The sequence below is a fragment of the Bacteroides caccae genome (assembly GCF_002222615.2).
Taxonomy (GTDB): Bacteria; Bacteroidota; Bacteroidia; order Bacteroidales; family Bacteroidaceae; genus Bacteroides; species Bacteroides caccae.
This window is the reverse complement of sequence record NZ_CP022412.2, coordinates 897,210-915,487: the sequence shown is the minus strand read 5'-3', so window position 1 is coordinate 915,487 and position 18,278 is coordinate 897,210. Positions and strand designations below refer to the sequence as shown.

The 18,278-nt window shown below is 38.9% G+C and carries 10 protein-coding genes; all 10 read right to left on the bottom strand.

Annotated features, from left to right (window positions below; genetic code table 11):
* Positions 1-22 precede the first annotated feature (22 nt).
* Positions 23-1,528, bottom strand: coding sequence for a sulfatase (locus CGC64_RS03560; RefSeq protein ID WP_005676795.1), 1,506 nt, complete (start codon positions 1,526-1,528; stop codon positions 23-25).
* A gap of 74 nt (positions 1,529-1,602) precedes the next feature.
* Entirely contained in the window at positions 1,603-3,141 is a 1,539-nt protein-coding gene (locus tag CGC64_RS03555; protein ID WP_005676794.1) for a sulfatase family protein, read from the bottom strand.
* An 18-nt stretch (positions 3,142-3,159) separates the two neighbouring features.
* Positions 3,160-4,542 (bottom strand): sulfatase, encoded by a 1,383-nt coding sequence (locus tag CGC64_RS03550; RefSeq protein WP_005676793.1) that lies wholly within the window; start codon positions 4,540-4,542, stop codon positions 3,160-3,162.
* A gap of 73 nt (positions 4,543-4,615) precedes the next feature.
* Positions 4,616-6,007 carry a sulfatase family protein gene (locus tag CGC64_RS03545; RefSeq protein ID WP_005676792.1) on the bottom strand — a complete coding sequence of 464 codons (1,392 nt, stop codon included), beginning with the start codon at positions 6,005-6,007 and terminating at the stop codon, positions 4,616-4,618.
* A 20-nt stretch (positions 6,008-6,027) separates the two neighbouring features.
* Positions 6,028-8,949 (bottom strand): M60 family metallopeptidase, encoded by a 2,922-nt coding sequence (locus CGC64_RS03540; protein ID WP_005676790.1) that lies wholly within the window; start codon positions 8,947-8,949, stop codon positions 6,028-6,030.
* Positions 8,950-8,979: 30 nt separating this feature from the next.
* Entirely contained in the window at positions 8,980-10,656 is a 1,677-nt protein-coding gene (locus CGC64_RS03535; protein ID WP_005676789.1) for a M60 family metallopeptidase, read from the bottom strand.
* 81 nt (positions 10,657-10,737) lie between these two features.
* The gene (locus CGC64_RS03530) at positions 10,738-12,663 is read right to left on the bottom strand and encodes a RagB/SusD family nutrient uptake outer membrane protein (RefSeq protein WP_005676788.1); all 1,926 of its coding nucleotides are present in this window, start codon (positions 12,661-12,663) and stop codon (positions 10,738-10,740) included.
* A gap of 6 nt (positions 12,664-12,669) precedes the next feature.
* A complete protein-coding gene (locus CGC64_RS03525; protein WP_005676787.1) occupies positions 12,670-16,074 on the bottom strand; it encodes a TonB-dependent receptor in 3,405 nt (1,134 codons plus the stop codon).
* Positions 16,075-16,313: 239 nt separating this feature from the next.
* Entirely contained in the window at positions 16,314-16,868 is a 555-nt protein-coding gene (locus tag CGC64_RS03520; protein WP_005676785.1) for an RNA polymerase sigma factor, read from the bottom strand.
* 248 nt (positions 16,869-17,116) lie between these two features.
* A complete protein-coding gene (locus CGC64_RS03515) occupies positions 17,117-18,214 on the bottom strand; it encodes a FecR family protein (protein WP_005676784.1) in 1,098 nt (365 codons plus the stop codon).
* Positions 18,215-18,278: the final 64 nt, after the last annotated feature.

Here is an 18,278-nt window from a genome sequence, read left to right as displayed (position 1 = left end):
TAGAGGTAAACAAAAGAGAATCTTAAAAATAAACAAAAGGTTTCAGCTCATTTCCTTGTTTATCAATAGGATAAAGAGCGCCTTCTTTTTCCAACCGAGACGACATATTACGAATCATCTCCCTACATTTATCAGGAAATACAGAAGAAAGTTCTTTTTTCTCTTCCTGATCCTCTTTCAGATTATAAAGTACCGCTTTCGGTTGCTTCGGAGTCTCCGGCGAATAATAGTAAATCAGCTTCCAATCTCCCTCGCGATATACTGTGAAGTAATTGCCGCGATGAGCGTGAGGGAAGTGCATAAGGAACGTTTCAAGACGTTTTCTATTGACTTTTCCACTTAGCTGCTTCTTTAGATCGAATCCGTCTATTACATAATCGGCAGGCAGTTTACATCCGGCTACCGATAAAACTGTCGGATAAATATCCATGATCGTTCCCAGTTGGCTTTGCATACCTCCGGCTTCAATAGGTAACCGCTTCTGAAATTTATTACCTTTCCGGGGCTTTGCCCAACTCACAATAAAAGGCACACGCATACCACCTTCAAACTCCGTACCCTTTTTTCCTCTCAATGGCGCGGAAGAACCATATCCCCGTTCTTCTCCTAAAGGTGCGTCTCCACCGTTATCTCCCAAAAAGAAAATCAAAGTGTTTTCCGCAATTCCCAATTTTTCAAGTTGGTCCATGATGTCCCCCAAAGACTTATCCATGCCTTCTATCAATGTAGCAAAGGCCTTGGCCTGTTCCTTCTTATTTGGGTCTGTATAACGGGACAGAAAACGTTTGTCGGCCTGGAAAGGTGCATGGACAGCATAATGAGCCATATTCAAATAAAAAGGACGCTTTTCTTCCACAGCTTTAGCTATCTCACGGTTAGCCTCTATCGTCAGGGCTTCGCTCAGGAAAGTATCCGTACCATGATATTTCTCCAGATCGGGTACTGCTCTGGCTTTCGAACCTTTAATATGACCGTATCCCCACTCACCATAATAACTGCCGGGATGTCCTATTCCCGACCCCGCAATGTTGACATCAAAACCAAGATTCAACGGATTTTCACCCTCGCTATCCATACAGCCGAAGTGAGCTTTTCCTATATGAATCGTCTTATATCCAGCCTGTTGCAGAACTTTCGGCATGGTCGGAATATCCTTCGTCAGCCCTTTCCAATTCCAATCAGGAGGGCCGAAAGGAGTACGGTTATTACTTTCCGCATTAATCCAGTTCGTAGTGCGATGTCTTGTTGCGTTTTGCCCCGTCAACAATGAGGCTCTGGAAGGGGAACTCACACTTTGCGCATAAAAAGTAGAAAAGCAAATCCCTTGTTCGGCCATCCTCTCCATGTTGGGAGTATGATACCAATTATTTAAAGAATGCCTCACCCGATTTCCGCTCCCGTCTGTCAGAAAAGGAACGGAAGTATCCATAAGTCCCATATCATCTACCAGAAAAACAATAATATTAGGACGTTCCTGATAACCTGCTACCGTTCCCGAGGCTGCTACTAAAAGATTTAATAAAAACATAATTACATTCAATGATTAAAATTCGGTTCTCTACCTACACCTTGCCATATCCCTAAACATCCGAATATCCTATCTTACTTAGTATTCGCTTTTTCCCGTTCCAATATGGCTTTCATAGCTTTCACCTTCTCCGGATATTTTTCAGCCAGATTTTCTTTCTCACCTCTGTCCTTTTTCAGATTGTATAGTTGATCTACCGGAGCATTACCAGTCTCAGTCCTTGTCAGTTTCATAAAAGCTGCCCCTTTATTCGGAGTAATATATTTCCAGGCTCCGTCTGAAACAGACAAAGAACCAGAAGCTTCGATCACATAATCACGTCCCTTACGATCAGTTCCCAAAAAGGCTTTCAACTGATTCTGACTGTCTACTCCGGCACCCGACTGCATCTCTTGTCCCACCAATTCAGCCATTGAAGCAAATAAATCAATCTGAGACACCAAAGCATCCGAAGTTTTACCTTTTTTCACCTTATCAGGCCAGCTGACAATAAACGGAACGCGAGTACCTGCTTCAAAATTACTATATTTACCTCCACGCAGGTTTCCCCAAGGACGATGGTCGCCCAACAGTTCTACCGCCTGATCCTGATAGCCATCATCCACCACCGGACCATTATCACTACTCAATACAATTAAAGTATTTTCCCGCAATCCCTGTTTCTCTAATGCCTCCAGAATCTTACCTACCGTATAATCAAACTGAAGAATGGCATCTCCCCGATACCCCATTCCGCTTTTGCCTACAAAACGAGGATGCGGAAAACGAGGGACATGCACATCATTGGTTCCTACATACAGGAAGAAAGGTTTATCACTATTTCTTTCGATAAAACCTACCGTTTTCGCAATTATCGTATCAGCAATGTCTTCATCCTTCCAAAGTGCTTTACCTCCTCCCTTCATATATCCGATACGGGAAATTCCATTAACGATAGCCTGATTATGACCATGATTCGGAGACGGTTTCAAATTTGTCAATAACTCCGGATTATTCTTTCCGGTAGGTTCGCCGGGAAAAGGCTTTGTATAACTTACTTCAATAGGAGCCGATGGATCATAATTAAGCACCTGTTGATTTTCCATCCATACACAAGGCACGCGGTCACCGGTAGCAGCCATTAGGCAAGAGTAGTCAAATCCCAAATCTTCCGGCCCCGGACTAACTTTCTTGTTCCAATCCTGCGTACCCGTTTTATCCCCCAAGCCTAAATGCCACTTCCCGATAGCTCCGGTCGTATATCCGGCAGACTTAAACATATCTGCAATCGTAGTTTGCTCCGGCCGGATAACCATACCTGCATCACCACGGGCAATTCCCGTATCATTTCTACGCCAGGCATAATGTCCGGTGAATAAAGAATAACGTGACGGTGTACTCGTTGAAGCTACCGCATGCGCATCCGTAAAACGAATACCACTACTGGCTAATGCATCTACATGAGGAGTCTGAACGCGATGGGCACCATAACAACTCATATCTCCATAGCCTAAATCATCAGCAATAATAAAGATTACGTTAGGTTGTTTTTCTTTTGCTTTCTTCTGTGCCTGAATCGGCGCTGCGATCAACAAAGAGCCGCTGATACTCATCCATAAATCAAAGTTCTTCATAATATAATTGTTATTGGGTTATTGTTTTTTCGCCTTTATATATGCAGGATTCAGTTCTGTCGGAATATCTGCACGGGTATCTATAAGCCATTTCATCAGTCTGGTATACAGTTCTTTTGCGAGAGTCGGTTGCAAATTAACTAAATTATTCCTTTCCATTCTATCATTTTTCAAATTAAAAAGCTCCATTGACTTATCTTCATAATAATAAATCAGTTTCCAGTCTCCCGAACGGATGATGGAATATGGAGTTGCTCTAAAATCTTTACCAAGCCCCTGATAACCTTCCAAATAAGCAGGAAAATGCCAGAAAAGCGCTCTTTGAACTTTCGATGTACCTTTCTTCATCCGATCAAAAATATTCTCGCCATCAAGCCCGTTATCCGGTATTCCACCAGTCAATGCTACTAAAGTAGGATAGAAATCAACTCCTGTTACAGGTTCTGAAACTACTGTTCCCGCTTTTATCTTACGAGGGTATTTCATTATAAGCGGAACTCTGATTCCTCCTTCATAAGGCATTCCTTTGGCTCCTCTAAGCCGGAAATTATTGGTTGCTGCCGCAGCACCTCCATTATCAGAATAAAAGACAATAAGCGTATTTTCCGAGAGTCCTAATGAGTCAATAGCATGACATAACCTGCCTACATTCCAATCCAGATTTTCTACCATAGCCGCATAAATTGCATTCGTCTGATACTTCCCCTTAGTCTTTTTCTGATATTTATCGACCAAAGTCTGGGGAGCCTTTAAAGGCGTATGAACCGCATGATGCGCCATATAGAGGAAAAAAGGCTTGTCTTTTGTCTGTTCTACAAATTTAATAGCTTCACTTGTCAAACGATCTGTCAGGTACTCTCCCTCACTCCCCTCATCCAATCCCAAATGGCACTTTTGCTTTCTACAATAAGGGTAAAAATAAGAGTAAGGTGAACCGGCCCTGTCGCCGGCTATATTATAATCAAATCCCTGTGATAGGGGACCGGTTTTACTGCCATCAAGATCACTACCCAAATGCCATTTCCCGATATGCCCGCACACATATCCCTGCTGTTTTAATGCCTCTCCCAAAGTAACAAAGTCTGTCCGCACGTCCTCCGTATTTGTAATAGGAATCAATTTACGCTTGGTTTTATCTCCTCTCGCTGAAGGACTCACAGTATATACTCCGTGTCTCGGAGTATAGAGACCTGTCATAAAACAGGCACGGCTCGGTGCCGAATTGGCTGCCGCTGCATAAGCATTATCAAAGAAAACCCCTTCAGAAGCCAGTTTATCAATATTAGGCGTCTCATAATAATCACTTCCGGTTATGCCAAGATCATTCCAACCCAAATCGTCAGCCATGATAAATACAATATTGGGACGTTCGTTCTGTGCATGTAAGGCTGATACAAACATACACCCACCAGCCAATATCGGAAAATATAAATGTCTCATCCGTCTCTTTTTTTATGGATACTTAATAAGTTATCTATTTTTTCTTATATAAATCCTGAGCTGTTTTAATCTCATTATGCATCAACTGCTGATGATACCTATTGGTTATTTTTCGCCAGCCTTCTTCCAGCCATGAGGGTTCAATACACTCATTTTTCTCCCATTTAGCCAATTTTTTCGCCAGTTTATGATACAAATCCGGCTCTTTGTTTATCAAATTATTCATCTCTTCAGGATCTCTTCGGATATTATACAATACAGAATCAACCCCATGAGTGATGATTAATTTATAATCTCCCGAACGAATAGCACGTGTATCCATTTTACGCCAGTATAACACTTTATGGGGTTCCCCTTTTTTACCTTTCAGGTAAGGTAGTAATGATACACCGTCCAATCTATTACGTGTTTTCGATATACTGGCCGCATCAATAGCTGTCGCAAAAATATCCAAAGAAGAAACCAAACCATCATAAGGCTTGCCAGCAGGAATTCCATTCTTCCATACTACAAAATAAGGCACACGATGTCCACCTTCAAATTTATTTCCTTTGAAACCCTTCAAAGGATAATTTGAAGACTGATTGGTAGTGGCTCCTCCGTTATCACTTAAGAAAAAAATCAATGTATTATCAAATTTCCCACTATCTTTCAGTCCACGAATTACAGTGCCTACGCCCCTGTCGAGTGCATAGGTCATTGCAGCTAGTTTTTGTCTCGGATGCCCTTCAAACTTAGCCATATCTTCATCGGTTGCTTGCATTGGAGTATGCACCGCATTATAAGCCAAATACATCATGAAAGGCTGAGAACTTTCATTTATAAACTCAACCGCTTTTTCACTGAAAGCATCAGTCAAATACTTCTCAAATTTCACTTGCCTGTCATTCAATAACAGGTTACGTTCATCACCGGGACGGTCACTCTTTTTTTCATTATAAAAATAATCACGTCCCCCCGCTTTCATACCGTAAAACAAATCAAATCCACGATTATTAGGATGTTGTTCATCCCTACTTCCCAAATGCCACTTACCAATAGCAGCAGTACGATATCCATTCGTTTTAAATACTTCCGCAATCGTTTCTTCTTCCAAAGGAAGGCCATTAGTACGGTCCGATAAGTTACATTCATAGCCGAACCGATGTCCATAACGCCCTGTGATAAGACAAGCTCTTGAGGGACTGCTTACTGTCGCAGCCACATGAGCATCGGTAAATACGACTCCCTCACTGGTTAAAGCATCAATATTAGGAGTTTGCATCTCTTTTGATCCCATAAATCCGAAGTCATTATAACCCGCATCATCAATCAAGATCACCAATATATTCGGATTTTTATCAGTTTTACTTTCTACCGCCGAGACGGTCTGAATGTCACCGGAAACTAACAATCCGGGAAGACATATATACTTTAATATATTCATACTTTTCTTTACATATAAATTTATCTTGTACCACAAACCAAAGTTCTTTTACCATCCCAAGAGACAGCTTCAATACGAGTAGCCCCTTTGGGATAACGAATAAATGTACTTGAATTATCTATAGTTCCTGTACCGACAATACAAACTTCAACTAACTCATTACCAGCATACGTTTCAAATGCTACGACATTTTTCCACACCGAATGAGAAACTGTTTTCGAAAGATTACCATTAGATACCCCTTGATTAAAAACTCCTTGTACAGAAAGTTGTTTTTTATATGTATCCAGACTATTTCCAGATATATAATAAATAACAGGAGTAGGTACCGGAGATTTACTCTTACCATAGTTTTCTATCTCCCCTACCATTTCTTTCGTTATCGTTATTTGCTTTGCCGGCCCATAATCCCCGACTTTCATATTAATCTCCCGCAGTAATCCCATCTTTTTAAAGAAATCGGTCAAATTCATCTCTGATGCATCCATCGCACGTTTCATGAAATTTACATATTTTTCGCCATAAGTATATACCGAATTATTATCGTGAATAGCTGCCCAATGTACATCTGGCCAGAAATCAGGTTTAGACCACGGAGCATCTTCTGTTAACATAAAAAAGAGAGATAATTGCCAAAGAGGAGCCAATGAAACAAACGGATCAGCACTATAATATTCACCTTTTTCAGGGTCATTAACAAGTCCGCCTTCATGTGTCAAATACGGTTTTTTCTTCACAATTGCATCATTCAAATAGGCATTAAAACGATCGGCAACTACTTTATCATTATAACCTTGCCTTTTAAATTCAGTATGCTCCAAACGACAAGCAGCATTATTCATCTGATACATGGCTTGTTGCGCATAAATATTGTTTGTTACTTCCGCCCAACCGGCTCCTTTCATTTGAGCCACTTGATTGCCATGACCAAATTCATGCCCGAATACCCAGATATTCTGAAGAAAAACTCCTTTATCAAGCATAGCTTGTTCACTATTGGGAAAATTAGCACAAGTGCCATTCCAATTAGGGGATCCTCCCCATGAACGCACACCCAACATACGATTTCGGGGAACTGCATTGTTTTTAACTAATCCCATCATCATATACTCTATCTGCATTAGTTCATCATGCATATTCATTATACTCATAATATCATCCGGACAATAAGTATTAAATGCATTAACTGTATTTATCAATTGAACACGTTCACCTAAAACATCCAGCATAGCATTAGTTACATTCAAACGTTGGACACATATATTCGCTAAATTAAGAATACGTTTCCAATCTTCATTGGTATGTCCGGCACGTACATCCCAAAATCCTATTTCATTACCGTAACATACATGTACTTTTACGGCAGGTTCATATACTTCCATATCTGTCCAATACTGTATATACCCTGTACCGTCTACTGTCGTTATTATTGTATTTAAACCACTTTTTAATCTAATAGTCTGATTTTCGCCTCCTTCACGCCAATCCTTGATATATAAGTTTAGGGTCTTATCACCTATCTCGTCTCCTACAAATATAATATACTTCTTATCCTTTTCAAAAAATAATCCTGTCGGATTATCGCAAATACTTCTTTTACCAATTGTCAACCCTTCACCAACTGTTACCGGATTTTTACAAGACTGGTAAGTCCGTACCCGAAACTCACTCGGATAAGTATTGTCTAAAAGTTCTTGTGCAATGGCACGTATCATCGGATGAGTGATTTTCACAATGTCAGCTTGGGTAGTCGTAGGTTTCAATTGAGAAAAAACATTGCCTTCAAAATAAACAGCATCAGCCGCCAGATCAAAATCAGTACCTTCTGCTTTCTGATAACATTCAAACTCTGCCAGAGCAACACTGCCTTGATTTGGTTCTGGTGTACGTTCAAATGTAAGACGAAAATGAGTAGGTTTTACCACATTCACATCCATCCGAATAGACGGCACTATTATTGACTCATCAAACGAACCACATTTAGTCCATTCCGTTACCGCAGCAGACTTATATGCTATTTCCCCTTTTGTTAATTGATTATGTACTGTTATTCCCGCTTTTCTTTGATGTAAAATAACATAATCAACTTTTTCTGTCCCTTCCTGCAGTGTATACTCAAATATGATAGGTTCCCGTTTTGCACTTGTGCCCGATCCATAATGAGTATTCAGATCACCATCAATAGTCTTTTCCGGTCCCGACTTTCCATCACCATAAACAGTACCTTGAATCATCCCAACACTTTCAACCTTTACCTTAATATCATCCGGAATAACATCATCAACGTTTGCAGCTTCCTGTTCTACTGCAACCTCTATCACAACAGGTTCATCACTTTGCTCAACCGAATTTATTCGAATTATATCTCTACGTGGAGATAAACCAATATTAGCAGTCACACTATATTGATATTCCGACTCCACCATTCCTCTCGTATCCGGTCCTTCTTTCAATGTCAGCCATTTTTCTTCATTCTGAAGGGTATATTCTACATTAGCTGTCACTTTCATAGTAAATGTTTGTGCCTCCTTTGATAAAAGTTTTGATTCAATGTTTACCAATATTTCCGGTTCTGAACCTAACTGTACCACTCGAAAAGGTATACTTTCAACTCCTGTACCACGTAGAACGAACTCAGCCTCACGCCTGCCCACTTCTTCATTAGGAGCGACATTAAATGTCAGTAAATGAATATCTGAAGCCGATAAACCAATAGAAGTTTTACACCAATCGTATCCACTTGAAATTTTAGGAACCAATTCCCAATCAGACAAATTGGTATGTATTTTTATAGTTCCCGTTTTTCCTTCAATAGGTACATTGAATACATTATTTTCGAGCTCAACAGTCAAATAAGGATCAATCAAATTTTCTTCCGTATCACTACATGCAAATAAAAAAAAGAGAAATGGTAAGAATAAATAAGAATAAATATGTTTCATGATTAGATTCGTTATGAGTATTTAAAAGAGCTATAATGTAAAAACATCCTTCCGTCTACCGTCCCAAGAAACAGCCACTAACCGGTCGCATCCATTCGGAAAATATGCGATTGTCTCAGTATTGTCCTCAGTTCCCGTACCTACCATAGAAACACGCTGCAATTTACTTCCCTGATAGGCTTCAAAAACCACTACATTCTTCCATATATCATGAGAAATATAACAAGATTCACCCTCCACACGAATCCCCTTTCCTTTTATACCCTGTACAGGTAACTGTTCACGGAAAGCTTTGACACTATTCATTGTTATATAATGTATAACCGGAGATTTAGGTTTTGGATATCGAGAAGCATAACGGATAACTTCCTCTACTTGCTTTTGAGAAATACTTAAATGCCGGTTACCTCCATAATCACCAATTTCAGTATCTACAGACCGGAGCATACCGCATCTTATGAAAAAGTCTGTTAAATCTTCCTGTATTACATCGCAGGCATTCTTAACAAAGTTCAATTGAAGTTCACCTACTGTCAGATCCTGTTCATTTGTCCGACGTACAATCTCACTTATACGCGCATAGAAATCCGGTTTTCCAAAATTTGTAAGTGCATTATAAATTTGTAGTTGCCAAAACGGACAAAGACGTACAAAAGGATTTTTATTATCTGAATAGGGAGGCGTAAACGATGTTCGAGGGTTATATAGCAAAGGCTTTTGCTGTACGACACAATGATTGAAATGCCAATTAAACAAACCACCATAAACTTTTTGCCCTGTACCGTCGGGAGCTTTGGAATGCTCTATCCTAAAGGGGCCTTCCGGACGCAGCAGATATTGTATCCATGCCGCCTGAATATTATTAGTAATTTCCGTTGTTCCATGCCATTTCAAGCCCGGACGTACCTGATTCACATGACCGAATTCATGCCCGATTACCCAATTGGAATTTCGGATATCTTCGGGACGAATAATAGAAGAAGTACGAGGAAAAGAGACTCCTTTCCCATTTGCATTAGGCGGACCTGCCCAACTGATACGAGCAAACATATGGTTGTTCGTACGATAACCGAACTGATCAATTCCCAACATTTCCTGCTGCCACAGAATAATTCGATCATACATACGAATCATCTCCACTCCGCAATCACTTCCTTTTTCACGCAGAGTTTTTACATCGAAAGTCAGATGTACATATTTTCCCTGCATATCAATCACTTCTGCTATCGCGCTATCCAACATTCGCTTCCATTCATCATTCGTATGTTGATAGGCATTAAACACCCCATTATTAATTCCTGTGTGAAAGGTAAGTTTCTGTTCCGGAGCCTTCCGGCAATCCTTTACATAATAGCTTACATAAACCAATCCCTTATGAGGAGCATAAAACTTATTATTTCCTGTTTTTAAAGTAAATACGGTAGTCTTCTCTTTCTTTTCACCTTCAGCAGGTTTACTAAAGTCGACCAACAATAGATTCAATTGATAACCTTGTAAATCAGGAGCTGTTACCTGTATCGTTTCGCCTTCTTCAAAATATAATCCGGTAGGATTCTCAAACGGACTATAACGGGATGTCTTCAGCTGTTTTGCCAATGAATTGATATCAGAATAAGGAATAGCAACAAAATTGACAGGAGTAGCTTGTACGGTAATCCCAAAACAGACATTCAACAACCCTAAAATAAATATACTTTTAATAGTCATCTTGTTTAAATTATAAATAAAAAGAGGCTTATATGAACCTAAGAGGTATCAATATAAGCCTCCTTCAAACAATAATTATGATTAATATCCTGGATTTTGGACAATATGAGGAACCTTATTGGTTTCTGTCATAGGAATAGGCATCAAATATTGTGCCTGTTTAAAAGTACGAATATTCTGTAATTCAGTTGGCACAAAGAATGTCTCATCTGTATCTCCTTCAATATTCATACCCCATACTTTCTCACCCAAAATGCCTGCATCTTTCCAACGGCGTAAATCCCAGAAACGTTGGTTCTCCAAATAAAATTCTATCTGCCGTTCTCTGCGTACTATCTCTCTAAGTCCCTCAGCAGTATTCGCTTTCTCCGGATGATTCGCCTTTTTCCATGCCTCATCAATAGTAGGAATACCTGCACGAACACGAATTTTATCAATTAAACCTTTAGCTTCTTCCAAGCGTCCCGTCGTATTCTCCAAAGCATCCAGTTCTATTAAAATCTCAGCTAAATTCAAATACATTTCTGCCATACGAATCACCGGATAGGGGTAATGAACCGGACCATTCTGAAACGCAGGATGAACGAACTTCTTATTCAGATATCCGGTACCTGTGTAATTACCTGTTTGTCCATCTTCCCAGCCATTAGCATCATTTTTTCTGAATTTCACTACTATAGCCTTTTTTGCATTATTCGTATTAACTACTTTTCCATTATATTTCATGATCTCATAATTTCCATTATGAAATGCAATCCACGCAAAGAAACGCGGCTCTCGGTTTAAATGTAAATTCAAAGTTCTTCCATTTGATTGAGCAAAATAATTATTTCCATCATAATTTACCGGCATATTCACAATTTTATATCTCCCGGAATAATCGAATTCTTTATCCTCATCAATAGGTAAACCATTTTTTGTGTAGAACATCTCAACAGTCTGTAATGTCGGAGCCAAAATACCCCATGAATTTTTATATCCATTAGATGCCTTTTGTTTTGGAGTAGACTGATTCTGAAGAGCATACGTCCCTTCTTTACGAGTATCAACCATGATCACTTCTGGATTTGTGCCACCTACATTATCCATAAAAGTATAACGTACAGCACGTTGAGCTTTATTCACGGGCCCCGGTTTATTAGCCGAAGGAGTACCAGCATCATCATGTCCTACTTCATTATATAAACGATAACCGGCATTCTCCAAATCAGCAATTGCCTTACGTGTCACCGTCTCTGCAGTTTTCCACTTTTCTATGTCAACCGTCTGAGATATTAGAAAACGGCCATCCAACGGACTTTTAAAGCCTGCAAAGAAATCAGAGTTGCCATTAAACAAAGGAGAAGCAGCATACAAATGTACTTTCGCACGTAAAGCTTCTGCCACATACTTCGTAAAACGCCCGTAATCATCTCCATCATGTTTCTCAGCTAGCCCTATTGTTTCCGCCTCAGTAATCTTTTCATCAATAAATTGAACTACTTCATCTACACTCGAACGCTCGGGAAGTTCTTCAATAGGGGTAAGCGGATCTATGTTCTCTCTCATAATTACCGAAGGACCATAGGCTCGGAAAGACAACCAATGATAATAAGCAATCAACAAGGTAGCTTCTGCTTTATAATGCTGTAAATCATCCGGTTCTATGTCAGGTGTAAAATCCACCACACTCAAAAACTGATAACATTGATGCAAACCTGTCCAAATATTATCATAATATCCTTTTGTCAACTGTGGCGAACTCGGTGAATAATAACCACGCGGAAAAGTAACCCATTCACTTTTTTCGATCACATTAATAATCTCCGCTGCCGAATATTTATCAAGCGCTTCACTCACTCGCGGATCAGGCATTTTTGAATAACAAGAATACAAATAATTCTTTGCTGCCTGAGGATTCTGATAAGTGTTTTCCGGTGTATTACGCTCATCCGGAACAATATCCAAATAATTACATCCAGAAAGGAGTACTCCTCCCATTAATAATATAATTGCAAACTTTTTCATAGCTTTTTACTTAAAGGTGAATTGAATTCCAATATTAAATACTCTTTGAGTAGGATATTTCATACCACTACCACCACCCATTTCCGGGTCCCAATGCTTAAAAGGTGAGAAAGTCAAAAGATTCGAACCGTTCAAATAAGCACGGAACATCTTGAATGTATAGCCAATTTCTGCATTCTTCAACTTAAGAAAAGCACCATTCCGCAACCAATATGAAGAATTTACCGTATTATTAGCATTGGTATCACGAGTCAAGCGTGGATAAGCTGCATTCGGGTTCGGATTACTTTCACTCCAATAATCATCAGCGATAAACTTCATAACACCACGAGTAGCATTTTTCCCAAACGGATGAAAACCCGACATTAGAATAGAAGTGCGAGCTGCCCCTTGGAAGAAAAATGAAAAATCCCAATTCTTATATTTCATTGAAGGACCGAAACCATATACAATCTCAGGATCTTCCGGATAGCCCATATAAACACGGTCATTGGTATTAATAATCCCATCACAATTGCCATTTGCATCTGGTTGATCCACATATTTAATATCGCCCGGCTGAGGAATATACCCCAATGTTTGTTCGGCATGTGAATCAACATCAGCCTGGTCACGGAATAATCCATCCGCTACATAAACCAAATGCTGCCCTCTGGAATATCCTACACTGGACAAATTAGGATACAACTGGAACGGAGGTTCGTCACGCTCCAAAATCGTATTATGCGCATAAGTAAGTGTCCCCTTAAATGATAAAAAGAAATCTTTTGTTATCTGTTTATTGTAATCCAACGCTATATCAAATCCGACATTCTTCATCTTACCGCTATTCTCATAGATTTTCGTTTCACCAGTTCCTATGAAATCAGGAAGAGTATTTACTTTCTGCATATAGATCTTACTACGAATCTCTTTAAATACATCAAAATTCAAATTGACTTGATGAAATAACTGCATATCAAATCCGACATTCAGTTTTTTCCCTACCTCCCAAGTTAAATTCGGATTATAATAACGGTTCCATACGGGACCCTGTAAATTAACATTCTGATTTACTCCCGTCGTATATTTCCATTTATCACTAGATAAAACAATATCTTCCAAATAAGCATAACGCTCATTGATACCATCATTACCAACCAAGCCATAAGAACCACGCAATTTGAAATGAGATATCACATTTGAAATCGGTTCCCAGAACTTTTCTTGTGAGATGTTATATCCCAAAGCTATTGAAGGGAAAAAACCGAAACGATTGTTTTTCGCAAAGTTCTCCGAACCATTATATCCAAAATTGACTTCAGCCAGATAACGGTCATCATAAGCATAAGACAGACGTGCGGCAATTCCTTGTTTCCGACGTGGTAAAGAAGATAAGAGATTATCCGGTTTATTATTGTCTAACTGATCCTGATTATATAAAAGCATTGCATTGACATCATGTACGCCAAACTTTCTTTTATAGTCCAAATAGGCTTGAATAAATATTCTACGGTCACCTGTGGCAGCTCCCTCCGTATTTAAAGCCGTTTTTTGTTCATTACCCACTCTACTTAATGTATATTCTCCCGTAGCTTCATTGTATTGATCAATCTCAAATTGATTATAACCAGCTTTACGTGTAGTTTCCGTCTTTGACCAGTTTTTAAAAGAAGCCAATACATGGAGTTTTAATCCTTTAGTTACCATTTTTAAATCCTGGTCTAAACGAATATTTGCATTTACCGTACTGGCAAATTGCTTTTTATAACCGACAACGTACTCAGCTACCGGATTACGGTAACCGTTGTTATAAATACCACCACTCATACCTCCCCAAAGCGTATAAATCTCTTTATCATTACGAGCCGGATATACAATAGGAAAATCAACGGGAGAAGCTTCTCTTGACATAGAAAATATTCCATCAACACCTGCTGAAGGCCCTTTCCAATCCCGTAAACTTACATTTAATCCCAATGATATTTTGGTAGTGTTTGTTGCTTTTATACTCAGATTATTAACAAAATCATAACGCATCACATTGATATTGTTATTGTATGAGAAATAATCCTTACTCAATGACTTCAGATTACCAGCATCATGCTTCACCGATGCACTCATAAAATAGGTAACCGCCTTTTTACCTCCACGAATATTAAAATTAAAACGCTGCGCAAAAGCATTCTTATTAAACATTTCATTATACCAGTCTACATTCGGATAAACCAATGGATTCAACCCTTGTTCCGTAGCCCTGATTTTAGTATCATCATATAATCCGGTTGTGATGCCACGAGTTGTCAAGGCTTCATTATAAAGCTTCATATAGTCAACTCCTCCTACCATTTCGGGAACAGAAGTAAGTTGGGACATAGACGTTTCCAAGCGGAAATTAATTATCGGCTTTAAAAGGTCCTGACCGGATTTAGTAGTGACAATCATCACACCATTTGCTCCGCGGGTTCCATACATAGCCGTAGCCGTAGCATCTTTCAAGATAGAAAAACTTTCAATGACTTCCGGATCCAAAGCATTCAAATCGCTCGAACTGATTTCTACCCCATCCAATACAATTAAAACGCCTGTAGCATCGCCGAAGGTCGATTTACCACGAATCCAAAAATCAGCTCCATCAGCACCGGGCTGTCCGCTACGTTGTATAGCAATCACACCGGCCATACGTCCGGCAAAACTGGTACTTAAACTGGAAGAAGGAACTTTCAATTCGGCAGGGCGTACTTGCTGGATAGCCCCAACCATTGTTTCTTTTTTCTGTGTAGCACCAAATGCTGTAACTACAACTTCTTCTAGTGACTTCGTATCTTCTTTCAACTGAACAGTTATCGAAGAACGATCTCCTACTGAAATTTCCTGAGTCACATATCCTATATAAGATATGACAATTACGGAATTTTTATCGGTTACTTGTATCTGAAATAAGCCATCTAGATCTGTAATAACCCCTGTTCCCGTATTTTTTAACTGAATGCTGGCACCAATAATCGGATTTCCTTGTTCGTCTTTCACAAGCCCCTGAAGCAAACGTTTTTTCTGCGAAACGCTTTGCTCTGATACTTTTTTCTCTTTCAGAACTATCTGGCGTTCTTTCATTTCATATACAATATTAGCTTGCTCCGAGACCTTATCCAACAGTTGCTTAACAGTTGCATTTTTTAAACTCACACTGATTTGTGTTGACTGATTTATCACTTCCGGCTTAAAAAAGAATACATATTGGCTATTCTTTTCCACATAAGAAATAACTTCTTTCAAAGTTACATTTTTCAGCGATACCGTAAACGTTTTGGCCTGCCCATAAACCGGAGATTTAGCCTGCAAAGCAACGACCAAAAAACAAAAAACAAATAGAAGGAGATACTTGCCGTTTTTCCTAACTACAGAATCCTCCTTAGCCATAAAGTTAATCATAGAATTAAATGTTTAAGAATGTTACATCGGTAATTGTGTATTAAGCCCCTTTCTGCATCCGAATGATATTTGCGGTATCATCAACGAATAGGGAAAAACATAAAAAATCATGGTCCCATAGTGTTTCTCATTTATAAGTTCATAAATATTAGTTATTTTTCTCGTTCATTCTATTGATAAGACGAACGAGCTCTTTATTACTCCTCAATTTATCAGGAAAAAATGTGCAAAAGATTTTTTTAGTGAAATTGCCCTCCAGTCAAAACGATCTGACGCAATTTAGCTACCGAGCGTCCTACTAGATTCATACACGAATGAGAAGACATCTCAAACATATCTGCTAGTTCATCCCACGAAAATTCTTGAACAAATCGAAAATATATGGCATTTCTTTGTTTGGAAGACAGTTGCTGAAAACCCTTTTTCAATAATTGGACCTTCTTCAGGTCAGAATCATTTGCCTCAAAAATCTGCATCAAGCCTGTGTCGTCGATAGGAATATCAACGTACTCATCCAATGGCAAGCTACGGTTACGGGCAGCTTTGGAGGAATCTAACAGAGCATTTAATAAAGTACGATATAGATAAGACTTCACATAAGATAAGGTAGGAAGAGAAGAATGACTTACGTATATTTTAACAAACATATCCTGCAAACAATCTTTAATCGTTTCTTCATCAAAGTTCAGACGAAGAGCATACCCAAACAAAGAAGAATAATAACGATGATATAGTTCCTCAAAAGCAACTTTATCACCTTTCAGTATTCGTGTCCATAGCTCGATATCCGTCATGTGTCTTTTAAATAGCTTGCAATTAATGATAAGGTTTACAAATGTAGCTTTTTTCTATCAACTAGCGCATTCTTCCTTAGTCTTTTATAAAAAAACTTAAAGTTACCCACCCTCTGTCTTTTTATTACAATCCGCATTGCAAGTTAATAGATTATCCATAAATTTGTATTATTAAGGATTTTAATCATCGGTTATTGGTTATTATCCCTTTTTTCAATTCGGATGGTATTTGCGGTACCATCCGTTTTTTATTGCTGTCGCTTCGGACTTATATAATAGGTTCCATCAATTATCTGACAATCAATCGGCACCACTACTGAAATCATCCTAACCAGTTCGGACAAAGGTAAACGTAAATCCAACTTTCCATCTACAATTTCAGTTTGTATAGCGGGTGCTACAACAATGGGGATATCATAGAAACGGTTCAGCCTCTCGAACACACTCATCAATGGTTCGTTGTGCAAGATAAGCAAACCATTAATCCAAGCCGTATAGTCTTTTGCACGCACGCGCTTAATCCGGCTAGCACGTCCTTCACTTACAACAACTAGGTTATCAGGCTTCATCAAAACTTCTTTTTGATATTTGTCGCTAAGCCTCACAGAGCCTTCCACCAAAACTACTTCTGACTGTTTTTTTCCTTTATAAGCATTGACATTAAAGGAAGTTCCCAATACTTCTACATTAAATTGATGTGTCTTTACTACAAATGGTCTACTTTTATCAGGAGTTACATCCAGATAAATTTCTCCTTCTACATATATTTCTCTTCGGTTATCGGCAAAGACTCTCGGATACACTACCCGTGTACCGGAATTGACATGCATCCGTGTTCCGTCCGAAAGCGTTAATTGACTATATTTCCCTTTAGGAACAATAATTTGATTAAACCCTTTTGCCTCATCTGTATTTTCACTCGTTTCACTAACAGTATGTTCTTCCTGTTCTATTTGAATCTTTCCATTAGAAGAATAAACAATACCGACTGTGTCCTTATCTATCTGTACTTTCCGCTTGTCTGAAAGCAATAATTGTACTTGACCACTTGCTTCCGCTACATCTGCCAACTGGCCTACATAGGCATCCAAAGTCCAACTGTTATCCGAAAACTCTCCTTTATCTATCACATATGCCAACAACAAACAAGCAGCTACCGATACAGGTATTAAAAATCTTTTTATATATTCTCTTACTCGTGTTTTCTTCTCCTGTTGTCTTATTTCACGGTTGATTCGTTCCCACATATCCGTCTCATCATCCCGTTCTTTACGGTCATGAAATCTAAAATAACCGATGATTTTATCGATTATTCCATCCAATTCTTGTTTTTGTTGACTTTTCATAAAATAAAGCTGCTTTATATTGCGTTTTAGACGGCGAATCGAAATTCTTCAATTCATCTCTCCA

Bases quoted from the DNA above. Each gene is read 5' to 3' on its own strand.
- CGC64_RS03560 (WP_005676795.1), bottom strand. From the start codon at position 1,528: ATGTTTTTATTAAATCTTTTAGTAGCAGCCTCGGGAACGGTAGCAGGT.
- CGC64_RS03555 (WP_005676794.1), bottom strand. From the start codon at position 3,141: ATGAAGAACTTTGATTTATGGATGAGTATCAGCGGCTCTTTGTTGATC.
- CGC64_RS03550 (WP_005676793.1), bottom strand. From the start codon at position 4,542: ATGTTTGTATCAGCCTTACATGCACAGAACGAACGTCCCAATATTGTA.
- CGC64_RS03545 (WP_005676792.1), bottom strand. From the start codon at position 6,007: ATGAATATATTAAAGTATATATGTCTTCCCGGATTGTTAGTTTCCGGT.
- CGC64_RS03540 (WP_005676790.1), bottom strand. From the start codon at position 8,949: ATGAAACATATTTATTCTTATTTATTCTTACCATTTCTCTTTTTTTTA.
- CGC64_RS03535 (WP_005676789.1), bottom strand. From the start codon at position 10,656: ATGACTATTAAAAGTATATTTATTTTAGGGTTGTTGAATGTCTGTTTT.
- CGC64_RS03530 (WP_005676788.1), bottom strand. From the start codon at position 12,663: ATGAAAAAGTTTGCAATTATATTATTAATGGGAGGAGTACTCCTTTCT.
- CGC64_RS03525 (WP_005676787.1), bottom strand. From the start codon at position 16,074: ATGATTAACTTTATGGCTAAGGAGGATTCTGTAGTTAGGAAAAACGGC.
- CGC64_RS03520 (WP_005676785.1), bottom strand. From the start codon at position 16,868: ATGACGGATATCGAGCTATGGACACGAATACTGAAAGGTGATAAAGTT.
- CGC64_RS03515 (WP_005676784.1), bottom strand. From the start codon at position 18,214: ATGAAAAGTCAACAAAAACAAGAATTGGATGGAATAATCGATAAAATC.